This window comes from Micromonospora sp. PRAS1 (genome assembly GCF_059553435.1).
In genome coordinates this window covers 17,079-33,231 of record NZ_JCANNB010000002.1, presented here as the reverse complement: position 1 = coordinate 33,231, position 16,153 = coordinate 17,079, and the positions used below count along the sequence as shown (strand labels likewise).

General features: G+C 71.9%; 13 protein-coding genes. 6 read left to right on the top strand and 7 right to left on the bottom strand.

Annotated features, from left to right (window positions below; genetic code table 11):
- Positions 1 to 82 precede the first annotated feature (82 nt).
- Positions 83 to 2,782, top strand: coding sequence for a DNA polymerase I (polA, locus tag AC507J_RS02480; RefSeq protein WP_496287402.1), 2,700 nt, complete (start codon positions 83 to 85; stop codon positions 2,780 to 2,782).
- 18 nt (positions 2,783 to 2,800) lie between these two features.
- Here the strand turns inward: polA and AC507J_RS02475 are convergent, their stop codons facing one another.
- Both AC507J_RS02475 and AC507J_RS02470 read right to left on the bottom strand, forming a co-directional pair.
- Positions 2,801 to 3,172, bottom strand: a complete 372-nt coding sequence (locus AC507J_RS02475; RefSeq protein ID WP_496287401.1) for a MerR family transcriptional regulator — start codon at positions 3,170 to 3,172, stop codon at positions 2,801 to 2,803.
- Between the two features lie 182 nt (positions 3,173 to 3,354).
- Positions 3,355 to 4,104 carry an SDR family NAD(P)-dependent oxidoreductase gene (locus tag AC507J_RS02470; RefSeq protein WP_496287400.1) on the bottom strand — a complete coding sequence of 250 codons (750 nt, stop codon included), beginning with the start codon at positions 4,102 to 4,104 and terminating at the stop codon, positions 3,355 to 3,357.
- Positions 4,105 to 4,291: 187 nt separating this feature from the next.
- On the opposite strand from AC507J_RS02470, the gene AC507J_RS02465 reads away from it, so the two are divergent.
- Positions 4,292 to 5,176 carry an NAD(P)-dependent oxidoreductase gene (locus tag AC507J_RS02465; RefSeq protein WP_496287399.1) on the top strand — a complete coding sequence of 295 codons (885 nt, stop codon included), beginning with the start codon at positions 4,292 to 4,294 and terminating at the stop codon, positions 5,174 to 5,176.
- Between the two features lie 34 nt (positions 5,177 to 5,210).
- Here AC507J_RS02465 and AC507J_RS02460 read toward each other — a convergent pair whose 3' ends face one another.
- The 3 genes from AC507J_RS02460 to AC507J_RS02450 form a co-directional block, all read right to left on the bottom strand.
- Entirely contained in the window at positions 5,211 to 5,639 is a 429-nt protein-coding gene (locus tag AC507J_RS02460) for a DUF3140 domain-containing protein (protein WP_496287398.1), read from the bottom strand.
- Positions 5,626 to 5,844, bottom strand: coding sequence for a hypervirulence associated TUDOR domain-containing protein (locus AC507J_RS02455; protein ID WP_496287397.1), 219 nt, complete (start codon positions 5,842 to 5,844; stop codon positions 5,626 to 5,628). The genes AC507J_RS02460 and AC507J_RS02455 overlap by 14 nt, the downstream gene beginning before the upstream one ends.
- Positions 5,845 to 6,120: 276 nt before the next feature.
- Positions 6,121 to 6,927 (bottom strand): class I SAM-dependent methyltransferase, encoded by an 807-nt coding sequence (locus AC507J_RS02450; RefSeq protein ID WP_496287396.1) that lies wholly within the window; start codon positions 6,925 to 6,927, stop codon positions 6,121 to 6,123.
- 348 nt (positions 6,928 to 7,275) lie between these two features.
- On the opposite strand from AC507J_RS02450, the gene rpsA reads away from it, so the two are divergent.
- The gene (gene rpsA / locus AC507J_RS02445) at positions 7,276 to 8,763 is read left to right on the top strand and encodes a 30S ribosomal protein S1 (protein WP_117227135.1); all 1,488 of its coding nucleotides are present in this window, start codon (positions 7,276 to 7,278) and stop codon (positions 8,761 to 8,763) included.
- Between the two features lie 242 nt (positions 8,764 to 9,005).
- Entirely contained in the window at positions 9,006 to 10,187 is a 1,182-nt protein-coding gene (gene coaE / locus AC507J_RS02440) for a dephospho-CoA kinase (protein ID WP_496287395.1), read from the top strand.
- Positions 10,188 to 10,197: 10 nt separating this feature from the next.
- Here the strand turns inward: coaE and AC507J_RS02435 are convergent, their stop codons facing one another.
- A complete protein-coding gene (locus AC507J_RS02435; protein ID WP_496287394.1) occupies positions 10,198 to 12,060 on the bottom strand; it encodes a hypothetical protein in 1,863 nt (620 codons plus the stop codon).
- Positions 12,061 to 12,380: 320 nt separating this feature from the next.
- Here AC507J_RS02435 and uvrB point away from each other — a divergent pair, with 320 nt between their 5' ends.
- Both uvrB and AC507J_RS02425 read left to right on the top strand, forming a co-directional pair.
- Entirely contained in the window at positions 12,381 to 14,489 is a 2,109-nt protein-coding gene (uvrB, locus tag AC507J_RS02430; protein ID WP_496287393.1) for an excinuclease ABC subunit UvrB, read from the top strand.
- A 112-nt stretch (positions 14,490 to 14,601) separates the two neighbouring features.
- Positions 14,602 to 15,456, top strand: coding sequence for a helix-turn-helix domain-containing protein (locus AC507J_RS02425; RefSeq protein ID WP_496287392.1), 855 nt, complete (start codon positions 14,602 to 14,604; stop codon positions 15,454 to 15,456).
- Positions 15,457 to 15,594: 138 nt separating this feature from the next.
- On the opposite strand, the gene AC507J_RS02420 is transcribed toward AC507J_RS02425, so the two are convergent.
- A complete protein-coding gene (locus AC507J_RS02420; protein WP_496287391.1) occupies positions 15,595 to 15,888 on the bottom strand; it encodes an antibiotic biosynthesis monooxygenase family protein in 294 nt (97 codons plus the stop codon).
- Positions 15,889 to 16,153: the final 265 nt, after the last annotated feature.

Sequence of the window (16,153 nt, the reverse complement as noted above, 5' to 3'; positions counted from 1 at the left end):
GCCACCAGGTACGGCGGATCGCGGTTCGGGTGGGTGCGCCCGTATCGCGGAGTTGTCGGCGGTACGGACTAGAGTCGCCACCGTGACAGCTACGACGCCGCGCCTGCTCCTCGTCGACGGACACTCCCTGGCATACCGGGCCTTCTTCGCCCTGCCGGTGGAGAACTTCTCCACCACGACGGGCCAGCCGACCAACGCGGTGTACGGCTTCACCTCGATGCTGATCAACGTGCTGCGTGACGAGCGGCCCACCCACATCGTGGTCGCCTTCGACGTGTCCCGGCGCTCCTTCCGCACCGAGAAGTACGCCGAGTACAAGGCCGGCCGCAGCGAGACCCCGACCGACTTCAAGGGGCAGGTCAGCCTGGTCAAGGAGGTCCTCGCCGCGCTGCGGGTGCCGGTGGTGGAGAAGGAGGGCTACGAGGCCGACGACATCATCGCCACCCTGGCCTGCCAGGCCCGCGACGCGGGCCTGCCGGTGCTGATCTGCACCGGTGACCGGGACGCCTTCCAGCTCGTCGACGAGCAGATCACCGTGCTCTACCCCCGCAAGGGCGTCTCCGACCTGGCCCGGATGGATCCGGCCGCGATCGAGGCGAAGTACGGCGTGGCCCCCGAGCGCTACCGCGACCTGGCCGCGCTTGTCGGTGAGACCAGCGACAACCTGCCCGGCGTCCCCGGTGTGGGGCCGAAGACCGCCGCCAAGTGGATCAACACGTACGGCGGGGTGGAGGGCATCATCGCCCGCGCCGACGAGATCAAGGGCAAGGCCGGCGACAGCCTGCGCGAGCGGCTCGCCGACGTGATCCGCAACTACGAGATCAACTGCCTGGTCGTCGACCTGGAGCTGCCGGTCCGCCCCGACGACGCCCGCTGGCCGGGGTGGGACCGCGAGGCCGTGCACCAGGTCTTCGACACCCTCCAGTTCCGCATCCTGCGGGACCGCCTCTACCAGTACCTGGACGCGGTCGAGCCGGAGGCGGAGGCGGGCTTCGAGCTGGCCGGCGAGCTGCTCACCGCACCCGGTGCGCTGGCCGGTTGGCTGACCACGCAGGCACCGGCGGGCACTCCGGTCGGGGTGGCGGTCAAGCTCGACACCGGCCCCAACCGGCGGCACACCGCAAGCGTCACCGGCCTGGCGCTGGCCACCGCCGACGGCGCGGCGGCCTGGTTCGACCCGAGCGCGCTCGACGCGGCCGACGAGGCGGCCCTGGCCGGCTGGCTGGCCGACGAGGCCCGGCCCAAGGTGCTGCACGACAGCAAGCCGGCCGTGCTCGCCTTCGCCGCGCACGGCTGGGCCCTGGCCGGCATCGCCCGGGACACCCAGATCGCGGCCTACCTGGCCCGCCCCGACCAGCGTTCCTACGACCTGACCGACCTGGCGCTGCGCTACCTGCACCGCGAGCTGCGGGTCGACGCGCCGGACAACGGCCAGCTGACGCTCGACGGGCTCGGCGGTGACGGCGAGGCCGAGCAGAACCTCATGCTGTACGCCCGGGCCACCCTCGACCTGGCGGAGGCGATCGACGCGGAGCTGTCCCGCGACGGCGAGCAGTCCGCCCGGCTGATGGCCGGGGTGGAGCTACCGCTGATGCGGGTCCTCGCCGACCTGGAACGCACCGGCATCGCCGCCGACACCGACTACCTCACCGAGCTGGAGGCGCATTTCGCCGCCGAGGTGAAGGCCGCGGCGCAGGGGGCGTACGAGGTGATCGGCCGGGAGTTCAACCTCGGCTCGCCCAAGCAGTTGCAGGAGATCCTCTTCGGCGAGCTGAACCTGCCCAAGACCAAGCGGATCAAGACGGGCTACACCACCGACGCGGACGCGTTGCAGTGGCTCTACGCGCAGACCGAGCATCCGCTCCTGCACCACCTGCTGCGCCACCGGGACGTGGCCCGGCTCAAGTCGACAGTCGACGGGCTGCTCAAGTCCGTCTCCGACGACGGGCGCATCCACACCACCTTCAACCAGACGGTGGCCGCCACCGGTCGGCTCTCCTCCACCGAGCCGAACCTGCAGAACATCCCGATCCGCACCGAGGAGGGGCGGCGCATCCGCCGGGCCTTCGTGGTGGGAGAGGGCTACGAGTGCCTGCTCACCGCCGACTACAGCCAGATCGAGATGCGGATCATGGCGCACCTGTCGGCCGACGACGCGCTGATCGAGGCGTTCAACTCCGGGCGCGACTTCCACGCCGCCACCGCCTCGTCGGTGTTCGGGGTGCCGGTGGCCGAGGTCACCCCGGACCAGCGGCGCAAGATCAAGGCGATGAACTACGGCCTGGCGTACGGGCTGAGCGCGTTCGGCCTCTCCCAGCAGCTCGGCATCAGCGCCGAGGAGGCGCGCGGGCTGATGGAGGTCTACTTCGCCGGCTTCGGCGGTGTGCGCGACTACCTCAACGAGGTGGTCGCCCGGGCCCGCCAGGACGGCTACACCTCCACCATCCTGGGCCGCCGTCGCTACCTGCCCGACCTGGTCAGCGACAACCGGCAGCGCCGGGAGATGGCCGAGCGGATGGCGCTCAACGCCCCGATCCAGGGCTCCGCGGCGGACATCATCAAGGTCGCCATGCTGCACGTCGACACCGCGCTGCGCGACGCCGGGCTGCGGTCCCGGATGCTGCTCCAGGTGCACGACGAGTTGGTCTTCGAGGTGGCGCCGGGGGAGCGGACGGCGTTGGAGGAGCTGGTCCGGCGGGAGATGGGTGGGGCGTACCCGCTCTCCGTGCCGCTGGAGGTGTCGGTCGGCGACGGCCCCGACTGGAACAGCGCCGACCACTGACCCACCCGGGTTGGTGGGTCAGTGACGGTCACCCGCGAGGGGTTGTCCGATGTTTTCGAGGGCGGCAGCGAGGCGGTCGCGGATGGTGTGCTGCTGGGCGAGGCGGGCGTCGATGGCGGCGAGCCGGGCCTGCGCCACCCGGATGCCGCCCGGTGACGGTGGGGCCGTGGTCATGTCGCCGTCCAGGCAGGGCAGAAAGAAGCCGACGTCCTGGAGGGTCAGCCCGGCGGCGAGCAGATGCCGGATGTTGCGGACCCGGGTGACGGTGTTCGGGTCGTAGCACCGATAGCCGTTGGCGGCCCGGCGGGACGCGATCAGGCCGTGCTGCTCGTAGTGGCGCAGCGCCCGGGGTGTGCTGCCGGTGGCCCTGGCCAGTTCCCCGATCCGCATACCGCCCGCACCCGTTCCTTTCGTGCCAGCACGCCGAGACCGGTCCCTGGCATCGAAGGCCCGTGCCGTCACCGTCGAGTTGTCCCCTCGGCACCGGCGGCCCGTGCCGGTGCCGCCGGTCGCTCGCCGCGTGGGTCGGTCAGCCGATGACCGCCCCACCGTCGACTCGCCGCGTGGGTCGGTCAGCCGATGACCGCCCCACCGTCGACCGGCAGCACCACCCCGGTGACGAAGTTCGCCGCCGGGTCGCAGAGTTGCCGGATGGCCCACGCTACGTCGTCGGGGCGCCCGATGCGGCCAAGGGGTGTGTGGTCGAGCTGCCACCGGCGCAGCGCCGAACGCTGGTCCGGGGAGAGGCCCAGGTGGTCGACGATGGGCGTGTCGATCGCGCCGGGCGCGACCGCGACCACCCGGATGCCGAGCGGTGCCAGCTCCACCGCCCAACTGCGGGTCAGCGAGTCGAGGGCGGCCTTGCCGGCGGCGTACATCGCGGAGCCCGGCCAGCCCCGCTGACCCACCGCCGTGGTGACGTTGACGATCACGCCACGGCTCGCGGTGAGCGCGCCGAGCGCGGCGTGGGCCAACCGGACCGGGGCAAGCACGTTCGTGGCGAACTGGGCGTGGGCGTGCGCCTCGTCGAAGTCGGCGAGCGGGCCACCGCCGGCGGTTCCGGCGTTGTTGACAAGCACGTCCAGGTGGCCGTACCGGTCCAGGGCGGCGTCGACCACCCGGCGGGGCGCGTCGGCGGCGGTCACGTCGACGGCCAACGGGGTGATCAGCGGGTGACCGGTCGCGGTCTCGGCCAGCGGCGCGCTGCGGCGGCCGACCGCCAGGACATGGGTGTCGTCGGCGCTGAGGGCCCGGGCGACGGCTCGCCCGATACCGGTGCCGGCACCGGTGACGACAACGACTCTGCGGTGCACATCGTTCATGCCGACGATCGTTTAACCCTGCCGTCAGCGGCAGGGTCAAGCCGGTCGGGCCCGACGTTCCCGCCGTGCCGCTGGAGGGCCTTGCGCGACGGGTCGCCGGGCGGCGGCAGCTTGCCCTTGACCGGTCAGCGACAACCGGCAGCGCCGGGAGATGGCCGACCCGCGGGCTTGACCTCAAGCGAGGTTCATGGTTGACGATCGCGGCATGGTTGAGGTCGAAGAGTCAGCTCCCAGGGTCACCGTGGTCGGCACGGGGGCCATCGGAAGTGCGGTGGTACGTCGACTGCTTGGCGGTGGACGCGACGTCACGGTGTGGAACCGCACCGAGAATCGGGCGTCGGTCCTGGTGGCGGCGGGGGCGCGGGCAGCGACATCTGTTCGGGACGCGGTGGCTGCCAGCCCGCTCAGCCTGCTGACTCTCAAGAACTACGAGGCGGTGCAGCAGTGCCTCGCCCATCTCGACCTGGACCTGTCCGGAAAAACGATCGTCGGGATGTACACGGGCACCGCCAACGAGGCGCGGCTCATCGCTTACCGAATCGTCAGTCTGGGTGGCCGGTACCTCGACGCGGGGATCCAGGTCGAACCCGAGGCGATCGGCACCGATGCGGCAACCATCCTGTACGGCGGCTCGCGGCACGCGTTCGAGCAACATCAGGCGACCCTTGAACTACTCAGCAGGCCACGCTTTGCGGGAGAACAGCCGGAGGCGGCTGCGGTGTGGGACCTCGCCCTCTTCGGGGTGTGGTACGACGCCCAGCTCGGTCTCCTGCGAGCCCTGGACGCAGCTCGGGAGGCCGGCATCGACCTGGCTGATTTCTCCCGCACGGCGGGCACTCAGCTCGGCCACGTCGTCACCGCGGTTTCCGCGACCGTCGCGGAACTGCGGCAGGACAGCTACCCGCCCGGCCCCGCCGATCTCACCGAGCACCTGACGGTCATCCGTCACCTCATCGAACTGCGGGCCGGCCGCCGCCTCGGCGACGGTGGGCTGCCAGCGGTGGCGGCGAGAATCGAAGCGCTCATCGCAGACGGCCGCGCAGGTGAGGGCCTGACTGCCACGGTCGGATAGCGGTTTCGGCTGCTCTTCCGGTGACTACGTGACATCACGCCGGGCGGGCCCGGCGGGACTTCGGTGGGGCGCCGTGCCGCTGGAGGGCCTTGCGGGACGGGCCGCCGGGTGGCGGCAGCTTGCCCTTGACCGGGTCGTGGCCCCAGTTCATCAGGGAGTACCGCCACCGGGTCGAGCGGACATCGCCGCTCGGCCGCTGCGCCATGTGCCGCCGGACGTACCCGACGACCTTGCGCATGTGCTTGTAGTCGGCCTCGGTGAGCTGGTCGCGCTTGCGTCGCAGCAGGTCGATGATCTTGCGGCCGGACTCGTGCCCGACCGACTCGCCGCCCTTGCTGCCCTTGCGCCAGCCGACGTGCTTGGACTCCTCGGTCTCCAACCAGGTGGAGAGCTCACCGGGCTTCATGTTCACCGCCTCGGTGAACTCCCGGTAGGTCTGGTCGGGATCGTCACGGCTGCTCACGGCGCAACACCTCCGGCCGGTGGGCGACGTCCCTGCCCGAGTCGTCGTTGCGGATCCGGTACTGCGGCTCCTCCGGCGAGGCGTTCACCGCGTGTCCGCGTACGTGGGTGCGCTCGGTCAGCTTCTCCTTGACGACTCCGTACGCCCGGCCGCTGTGGCTGGCCCAGGAGACGTGGTCGCCGGTGCGGAACTCCTTGTCGGCCATGCGCCGGGTTACCCCGGGTCCCCGGGCGGAAACGACAGGGGCGGGACGGGTGCTACGGGGTGATGTCGCCGATCGACAGCTTGATCTCGAAGGGCTCGCCCGGCTTGGCAAACCGGTCGACCCGTCGGGTGCCGGGCGAGACCACCTCGACGGCCAGGATCACATCCGCCGGCCGCAGCCGGGTTCGACGCGGGGGGCGTCGTCCGGCAGGGCGGGCAGATCAGCGGCGAGCCTGCCGCCGCTCACGGTGGCCCGGGTCGCATCAGCGGTGCGGGCTCAGCCGGCGGGTTTCTCGGTGACGAAGATGGCGGTGCCGGGAAAGAGCCGCCCGCGCAGCGGGCTCCACTGCCCCCAGATTCCCTCGTGCCCCTCGGGCCACTCCGGTTCCACCAGGTCCACCAGCCGGAAGCCGGCGCCGACCAGCTCGCGGACCCGGTCGCCGAGGGTGCGGTGCTGCTCCACGTAGCTGGCCACGCCGCGTTCGTCCTGCTCCACGTAGGGGCGGGTGTCGAAGTACGAGTGCACGGCGGTCAGCCCGCCCTCACCCGGGTCGTCGAGGAAGATCCAGCGCATCGGGTGGGTGACCGAGAAGACCCAGCGGCCGCCGGGGCGCAGCACCCGGTGCACCTCGCGCATCAGCGCCGCCGAGTCGTCGACGAAGGGCACCGCGCCGAACGCCGTGCAGGCGATGTCGAAGCTGGCGTCGTGGAACGGCAGCGCCAGCGCGTCGGCCTGCGCGAGCGGTACGCGTACGCCGCTGCGCTCGGCGGCTCGGGCGGCGTGCCGCAACATGCCGGCGGAGAGGTCCACGGCGACCGGCCGGGCGCCCTCGGTGGCCAGCCAGCGGGCGCACGACGCGGCACCGCAGCCGACCTCCAGCACCCGGCGTCCGGCCACCTCGCCGAGCAACCGGGCGTCGGCCTCGCGCAGCCCCTCCGGGCACCAGACGAAGTCCACGTCGCCCAGGAAGTGCCCGTGCTCGTCCTGGTACGCGTCGGCGTCCGCGTCCCACCAGCGGCGGTTGGCGCGGCGCGCCTCGGCGTCGCCGACCCGGCGTCGGGTCACCCGGTTGTCGTCGTCCATCAGCTCACGCTAGGCCCCGTCGGGACCCGGGCCGGCGGCAGCCCGGGGTCGGGGCCGGCGGCAGCCCGGGGTCGGGTGTGCCCGCTGGGGCGAAATCTCCGCTTTCGCGGGTGGTGCGGCGATCAGCAGCCGGGAGGGCTTGCACGCTGTGGTAATGCAGCGGGTAGGGTAGACGATGCGCTCGCGGATCGTGTGCCTCGGCAGGGAGCAGGTGCGCGGTCGACGGAGTCACATCAAGATCTCGTTCAGCGATTTCCAGGTGGGCCCGCCGACGGATCCGTTGGCGCGCACAGGTCACCGCGACACCAGCCTGCTGTGACACACCATCCGACCGGAGCAACCGCCCACATGACGAGCAGCATCGAGGCCCCCTCGAGCGCCACCAAGGTCACCGTCGACGACCTCGGCTCTGAGGAGGCTTTCCTCGCCGCGATCGACGAGACCATCAAGTACTTCAACGACGGCGACATTGTCGAAGGCACCGTCGTCAAGGTCGACCGGGACGAGGTCCTGCTCGACATCGGCTACAAGACCGAGGGTGTCATCCCCTCTCGGGAGTTGTCGATCAAGCACGACGTGGACCCGGCAGAGGTCGTCTCGGTGGGTGACCACATCGAGGCCCTGGTCCTCCAGAAGGAGGACAAGGAGGGGCGGCTGATCCTCTCCAAGAAGCGGGCGCAGTACGAGCGGGCCTGGGGCACGATCGAGAAGATCAAGGACGAGGACGGCGTCGTCCGCGGCTCGGTCATCGAGGTGGTCAAGGGTGGCCTCATCCTCGACATCGGGCTGCGCGGCTTCCTGCCCGCCTCCCTGGTCGAGATGCGGCGGGTGCGCGACCTGCAGCCCTACGTGGGCCGCGAGCTCGAAGCCAAGATCATCGAGCTGGACAAGAACCGCAACAACGTGGTGCTGTCCCGCCGGGCCTGGCTCGAGCAGACCCAGTCCGAGGTGCGCACCGAGTTCCTCAACAAGCTCCAGAAGGGGCAGGTCCGCAAGGGCGTCGTCTCCTCGATCGTCAACTTCGGCGCGTTCGTCGACCTCGGCGGCGTGGACGGTCTGGTGCACGTCTCCGAGCTGTCCTGGAAGCACATCGACCACCCGTCCGAGGTCGTCGAGGTGGGCCAGGAGGTCGAGGTCGAGGTCCTGGACGTCGACCTGGACCGCGAGCGGGTCTCGCTGTCGCTGAAGGCGACCCAGGAGGACCCGTGGCGTCAGTTCGCCCGCACCCACGCGATCCAGCAGATCGTGCCGGGTAAGGTCACCAAGCTGGTGCCGTTCGGTGCGTTCGTCCGGGTGGACGACGGCATCGAGGGTCTGGTCCACATCTCCGAGCTGGCCGAGCGCCACGTGGAGATCCCGGAGCAGGTCGTCCAGGTCGGCTCCGAGGTGATGGTCAAGGTCATCGACATCGACCTGGAGCGCCGCCGGATCTCGCTGTCGCTGAAGCAGGCCAACGAGGGCTTCGTCGAGGGCGAGGAGCACTTCGACCCGACCCTCTACGGCATGGCCGCGACCTACGACAACGAGGGCAACTACATCTACCCGGAGGGCTTCGACCCGGAGACGGGCGAGTGGCTCGAGGGGTACGACAAGCAGCGCGAGACCTGGGAGAACCAGTACGCCGAGGCGCGGCAGCGCTGGGAGGCGCACCAGAAGCAGGTGCAGACCTCTCGGGCCGCCGAGGCCGAGGCCGCTGCCAACCCGCAGCCCGCCCCGACCGGCACCACCACCTCGACCAGCGCGGCCCCCAGCCGCCAGGCCGAGGAGCCTGCGGGCACGCTGGCCACCGACGAGGCGCTCGCCGCACTGCGGGAGAAGCTCGCCGGCGGCAAGTGACCCCGGTCCGGCCCGCGCCTGACCTGGCGCCGCGCCCCGGACCTGTCGCCTGACAACGAGGGCCCCGCCCCGACCCGGACCACTCCCGGGCCGAGGCGGGGCCCTCCGCCTTCCCTCCCGACTGCCCCGTTGATCATGAGGTTGGCGGCACTAGTTGATCTTCAAAGTGCCGCCAACCTCATGATCAACGCAGGGGTGGGGTGGGGTTTGGCGGGGCGGGGATGATCGGGTTGACTGGTGGTGTGCTGAGGGTGGGGTTGACCGGCGGGATCGGGTCGGGAAAGAGCGCCGTGGCGCGGCGGCTGGTCGAGCGCGGGGCGGTGCTCGTCGACGCCGACCAGGTTGCACGGGAAGTGGTCGCTACCGGCACCGAGGGGCTGGCCGAGGTGGTGGCCGCCTTCTCCGACCGGGTGCTCGACGCCGAGGGCGCCCTGGACCGGGCCGCCCTCGGTGAACTGGTCTTCGCCGACGAGGCGGCCCGCCGCCGGCTGGAGGCCATCGTGCACACCCGGGTCCGGGCCCGTACGGCGCAACTGGTCGCCGCGGCGCCGCCGGACGCGGTGGTGGTCAACGACGTGCCGCTGCTGGTCGAGGTGGGGCTGGCAGCCACGTACCACCTGGTCGTGGTGGTGCAGACGGCGGTGGCGACCCGGCTGGAACGACTGGCCCGGGACCGGGGAATGAGTCGTGTGCAGGCCGAACGACGGATCGCCGCCCAGGCCGACGACGCCCGCCGCGCCTCGATGGCGGACGTGCTGCTCACCAACGACGGGACGCTCGCGCAACTGCACGCGGCCGTCGACGCGCTCTGGTCCGATCGGCTGGTGCCCTACGAAGAGAACGTGCGGCACCGGCGGGCGGTCCGGACCTCCCGGGTGGAGCTGGTCGAGCCGGACCCGACCTGGCCGCAGCAGTACGCGCGGCTCGCCGCCCGGATCCGGCACGCGATCGCCCCCGCCGACCTGCGGATCGACCACATCGGTTCGACCGCGATGACCGGACTGCCCGCCAAGGACGTCATCGACATCCAGCTCAGCGTGCCGTCGCTGGCCGACGCCGACGGGCCATTGGCCGAGCGGCTCGCCGACGCCGGCTTCCCCCGGTTGCCGGGGCACTGGTGGGACAGCCCGCGACCGGCCGGCAGCGGCCGGTGGGAGAAGCGGCTGCACGGCAGCGCCGACCCGGCCCGCCCGGTCCACCTGCACCTGCGGGTGACCGGCTCACCGGGCTGGCGGTACGCGTTGCTGATGCGCGATCACCTGCGGGCGGATCCGGATCGGCGGGCCGCGTACCTGATGTTGAAGCGGGAGCTGGCCGCCGCCGCACCGGACAGCGGCGCGTACGCCACCGCGAAGGACCCGTGGTTCGACGAGGAACAGCTGCGGGCCGAGCAGTGGGCGGCGGCGACGGGCTGGCGTCCCTGAGCCGGACAGCTCAGCGCCGGCCGGCCGGCACGGTGAGCCGGGGTACCCGGCCGGGGGTCAGATCGAGCTGAGCCCAGACGCCGCCGCGGGTCGGCAGCTCCAGCCGGCGCAGCAGCCCGGTGCGCTCGACCCAGTAGCGCACCCGGCCCCTGGCCGTCTCGACCTCCAGCACGTCGACCACGCGGCCGGCGAGGTTGTCCCCGCGGATCCGTCGTACGCTGCCCGCCGGCCCGCTGCCGCGGGCGATTCGCATCGCCGCGTCCAGCAGCGGTGCCAGGGCTTCGGTGCGGTGCGGGCCGGTGCGCCAGCCGGTGCGCGGGGTCGGCAGCGGCGGGGGCTCGGTCCTGCCGCCGGCCGCGGACTGCTCGATGCGGGCCAGCCCGCTCCGGTCCCGCCACAGCAGGATCCGCCGGTCCGCGTCGAGGTCGGTGACGCCGACGTACGCCGTTGCCGAGGTCCAGCTCAACCACCCCGCACCGCGCAGGTTCGTGCCGGCGGCTGCGGGAACGGTCACGGTGATGGTGGCGCCACCGGCGGCCCGCAGCCGGGCGGGAAGCCGGCGCCAGCGGTCCCGCTCGACCGGAGTGAGGGCGCGGGGCAGGCCGGCCCGGCCGCCCAGCGCGTCGACGGGCCGCAGCGTGGGCCGGTCGGCGCGGTTCAACTGCACGTGTACCGGCCCGACCTCGGGAAGTCGGGCTTCCAGCCGGTGCAGTCGCCCGTCCGGGGCCAGCCAGTAGCGCGTCGCTCCGTCACCGAGTGGCCGTGCCGTGCCCGGTGCCCTGGCGCCTTCGGGACCGGTGCCGGGTGGCGGGGTGCCGTCGGTGCCAGGTGGCGGGGTGCCGTCGGGGTCGGTACCGAGTGGCAGCGCCGTGCCCGACAGGATGTCGACCGTCTCTCCGTTGATCCGGTCCCGGCCCACCCAGCGGCCGGTCAGCCCGTCGACCGGGTCCGGCCGGTCGCTGGCCAGGGCGAAGACGAGGTCCAGCACCGGGTCGAGCCGCCGGTCGGCGGGAAGTCGCCAGCCGTCGACCGGCGGGACCAGCGGTGGCATGGCGGGCGACGGCATCGCCGCCGGGTCGGGGCGGAGCACCAGCACGGTGGGGGTGGCCTGGGCCAGGCCGCGTAGCTGGCCGGCACCGGGCCCGGTCACGTCCAGGTAGACCAGCTGCCGGGCCCAGTCGACCCAGCCGAGCAGGTCGATCCGGGCGGTCCCGTCGCCGACCGTGAGGCGCAGCCCGGCGCGCAGGTCCCGCTGGTTGGTGACCCGCATGGCGGCCAGCCGGTCCCGCTCGCCCGTGGTCATCTCCCGGGTGGCCGCCGGTGCCCAGTTGATCAGTGTGACCACCAGCATGATCGCGGAGAGCACCGCGGTCAGGGCGAGTCCGGCCAGGGTGAGGCGGTGCCGCCGGACGGCTCGCCGGCGCGTCTCGTCGGCCTCGTCGCGGGCACCGGCGAGCTCCTCGTCGTCGGTGGGATCGGCCACGGCCGGGTCGAGCAGGCCGGGCGACACCCGGGCGCGGCGCAGCCCGGGTCGGCTGCCGGGCTGACCCGGCACCGGCTCGGCGAGACCGAGGGCCACGGGTGGCACGATGCCGGCGCGGTGTCGTCGTGTCCCGGCCCGATGCCGTCGTCCGGCGTGGTCGGCGGGTGCGTCGGGCGGGTGACCGGCCCGGGTGGGGCGGGTGGTCGGCTTGTCCGACGGGTCGGCGGGTGTGCCGGGCGGGCGGCCGGCCCGGGTGGGGCGGGTGGTCGGCTTGTCCGACGGGTCGGCGGGCGCGTCGGGCGGGCGACCGGCCCGGGGAGGGCGAGCGGCCGGGTCCTGCGGCGGGTCGGTGTGGTGGCTGCCGGGCACCGGTCGTGAGGTGTTCTCCACGGGAGGATGAACGGTCGGGCCGGGCTCGGGTGACGATCTGGCGGCGCTCGCGGAGACATGGCGGCGCTCGCGGCGGCCGGTCAGCGCGTTCGGCGCGACCACGCCAGGTGCGCACGCCGGGCGTGCCCGGGTGCTGCGACCCTCGGTGCCGGCGCCGGTGTGGCCTGTGCGGCTCGCCACCGGACCGGTCGGCCGCCGCGAGCGGCCTACGGGAAAAGGGTAGCCGGGTGAGCAGGCCCACACAATGCGAATATCGAAGCCGATCAGGTGCCGGGCGTAGTCGGCCCGGAGTGTCGGACCTGCGGCGTACCGTTGGGCTCATGGCGCTCGACATTCCCCGGCTCGATGGTCGTTTCCAGGTCGTCAGCGATTTCCAGCCGGCCGGCGACCAGCCGGCGGCGATCGACGACCTGGAGCGGCGGGTGCGCCGCGGCGACCGGCACACGGTGCTGCTCGGCGCGACCGGCACCGGCAAGAGCGCCACCACCGCCTGGCTGATCGAGCGGCTGCAACGACCCACGCTGGTGCTGGCGCCCAACAAGACGCTCTGTGCGCAGCTCGCGAAGGAGTTCAGCGAGCTGCTGCCGGACAACGCGGTGGAGTACTTCGTCTCCTACTACGACTACTACCAGCCCGAGGCGTACATCCCGCAGACCGACACCTACATCGAGAAGGATTCCTCGATCAACGAGGAGGTCGAGCGGCTGCGGCACTCGGCGACCATGTCGCTGCTCACCCGCCGCGACGTGGTGGTGGTCGCCACGGTCAGCGCGATCTACGGGCTGGGCACCCCGGAGGAATATCTCGACCGCGCGGTGCGGGTCGCCGTCGGCCAGGAACTGGACCGCGACCAGTTGCTGCGCCGGCTTGTCGACATCCAGTACACCCGCAACGACATGGCCTTCCAGCGGGGCACGTTCCGGGTCCGTGGCGACACGCTGGAGATCATCCCGGCGTACGAGGAGTTGGCCGTCCGGATCGAGCTCTTCGGCGACGAGGTGGAGAAGCTCTACTACCTCAACCCGCTCACCGGTGACGTGGTCCGCGAGGTGGATCATCTGCTGATCTTCCCGGCGACGCACTACGCGGCCGGCCCGGAGCGGATGGAGCGGGCGACCCGCGACATCGAGACCGAGTTGGCCGAGCGCCTGGCCGAGTTGGAGCGGCAGGGCAAGCTGCTGGAGGCGCAGCGGCTGCGGATGCGCACCACCTACGACCTCGAGATGATGCGGCAGGTCGGCTTCTGTTCCGGCATCGAGAACTACTCGATGCACATCGACGGCCGGCTGCCCGGAAGCCCGCCGCACTGCCTGCTCGACTACTTCCCCGACGACTTCCTCACCGTGGTCGACGAGTCGCACGTGACCATTCCCCAGATCGGCGGCATGTACGAGGGTGACGCCTCCCGCAAGCGGATGCTTATCGACCACGGCTTCCGGCTGCCCAGCGCCGCCGACAACCGGCCGCTGCGGTTCGACGAGTTCCTGGAGCGGGTCGGCCAGATGGTGTTCCTGTCGGCCACGCCCGGCCGCTGGGAGCTGGAGCACGCGCAGGGCGAGTTCGTTGAGCAGGTGATCCGCCCGACCGGCCTGGTCGACCCGGAGGTCGTGGTAAAGCCCACCAAGGGGCAGATCGACGACCTGATGCACGAGATCAAACTGCGTACCGAGCGCGACGAGCGGGTGCTGGTCACCACGCTTACCAAGAAGATGGCCGAGGACCTGTCGGACTACCTCCTGGAGAACGGCATCCGGGTGCGCTACCTGCACTCGGAGGTCGACACGTTGCGTCGGGTGGAGCTGCTGCGCGAGCTGCGCCGGGGCGACTACGACGTGCTGGTCGGCATCAACCTGCTCCGCGAGGGTCTCGACCTGCCCGAGGTCTCCCTGGTGGCGATCCTGGACGCGGACAAGGAGGGCTTCCTGCGCAGCGGCCGGTCGTTGATCCAGACCATCGGCCGCGCGGCCCGTAACGTCTCCGGCCAGGTGCACATGTACGCCGACAAGATCACGCCGTCGATGGCGGACGCGATCGACGAGACCAACCGGCGGCGGGCCAAGCAGATCGCGCACAACGAGGCACACGGCATCAGTCCGGAGCCGCTGCGCAAGAAGATCCACGACATTCTGGACGACATCTACCGCGAGGCAGAGGACACCGAGGCGACCCGGGTCGGTGGCGCGGTGCGGCAGCTGTCCCGGGGGAAGGCGCCGGTCAAGGAGACCCGTAGCCGGGCCCGTTCCGGTGCCGGCACCCCGGCCCGGGAGGGCATGGCGCGGGCCGAGTTGGCGCAGCTCATCCAGGAACTCAGCGACCAGATGCTGGCCGCCGCGCGGGAGTTGCAGTTCGAGTTGGCGGCCCGGATCCGGGACGAGGTCGCCGAGCTGAAGAAGGAGCTGCGCGGGATGGACGCCGCAGGCGTGAAGTGAGCGCTGGGCCGGTCGCCCCGTCCACTTCGCACACTGAGGGAATAGCGCTATGCGAGCGTCCTATTGCGCTGGGTGATGGCCCTGCGTACTCTCCCTCGTTGGGGAGGCGGGGATGCCGTTACCAACGAGTCCGGTCATTCGACGTGCACGACTCGGAGCCGAGCTGCGCCAGCTCCGGCGGCGGGAGGCGCTGACGCTGGAGCAGGTCTGCGATCGGCTCGGCTGGGCGTCGACTTCCAAGCTGTCTCGCATCGAGCTGGGGCAGAGCCGGCCTGACCTGGCCGACGTGCTCGATCTGTTGGACATCTACCAGGTGCCGCCGCCGCAGCGGGACGCGCTTATCGTCATCGCCCGGGACGCGGCGATCAGCCGGGGCTGGTGGAAGTCGCTTGGGGAGATGGGCGAGCGACAGCGCACGTACGCCGAACTGGAGGCCGGCGCGGCGGGCATCGTCGAGTACCAGCCGGCCCTGGTGCCCGGCCTGTTGCAGACCCCGGCGTACGCCCGGTTGCGCATTGCCGCCGGCCAGCTCATCGATCCAGGGGTGGACGTCGAGGCCGATCTGCGGGCCCGCGCCGCTCGGCACGCGGTGCTGCGCCGGGTCGAACCACCCGACTACACGGCGCTGATTTCGCAGCTGGCCTGCGAACCCGGCGGTGATCCGGTGGAGGTCTGGCGTGAGCAGTTGCAGCATCTGCTGGCCCTGGCCGAGTTGCCGCACGTGACGATCCGGCTGCTGCCGGCCGGGGCCGGGCGGCGGCCGGTGCCGTTGACGCCGTTCTCCTGCTACTCGTTTCCCGACCCGGCGGATCCCCGGACGGTGATGCTGGAGGCGCTGACCACGGACGTGCGGCTCACCACCGCGACCGACGTCCAGCGGTACCAGCGGATGACCGATTGCCTGCTGGAGGCGGCGTTACCGGTGGAGGAGACGGCGCGGGTGCTGACCCGCCGACTCGAGGCGTGACGGCCCGCCTTTACCGGCCCCGGAGCGGTCTGCGCGGTGAGTGGCGGCTGGCGAGTCGGCCTCGGGCCCGCCGCCCCCGTAGCCGTCGGGACCGAGGTCGACACGAGGCGCAGGATAGGCCGAGGGTGTGACAGAAACTCAGACCGGTACGTCGATGAAGTGCTCGACCCGGGGCGGGGCGGCGAAGTGCGGACCGATCAGCTCCCGCCACCGCACGAACCGGTCGGTGGCCCGGAAGTTCTGCTCGTGGGCCTCGACCGAGTCCCACTCCACCAGCAGCACGAAGCGGGAGGGCGACTCGATGCCCCGGGTCATCCGCACCGACCGGCAGCCGGGGGTGCTGGCGAGCACCTTGTGCCCCTCGGCGTACGCGGCGGCGAAGGCGTCCTCGCTGCCGGGAACGATGTCGATGAGCGCGACCTCAAGCACCATGCCGGTCAGCCTGCCACGCCGGAGAGTGCCTCGCCGACATCGGGCCGGGCTTCCCACCCACCGGACCGGACCAGCTCCTCGACCGGCCGGGCGTGCACAGCGGGCGGGGGTCGAGATCGGAGGGTCCCGGCCGGGGCCCGGCAATGCACCTAGCCTCCTAGGAAGCGAACCGGAAGTGAGCGGTGCGGAAGTGAGCGAACCGGAAGTGAGCGGTCGGGATCCGGGCGGGTACGCCCCGGCGTCGGGGGCGTACCGTGTGCCGGTT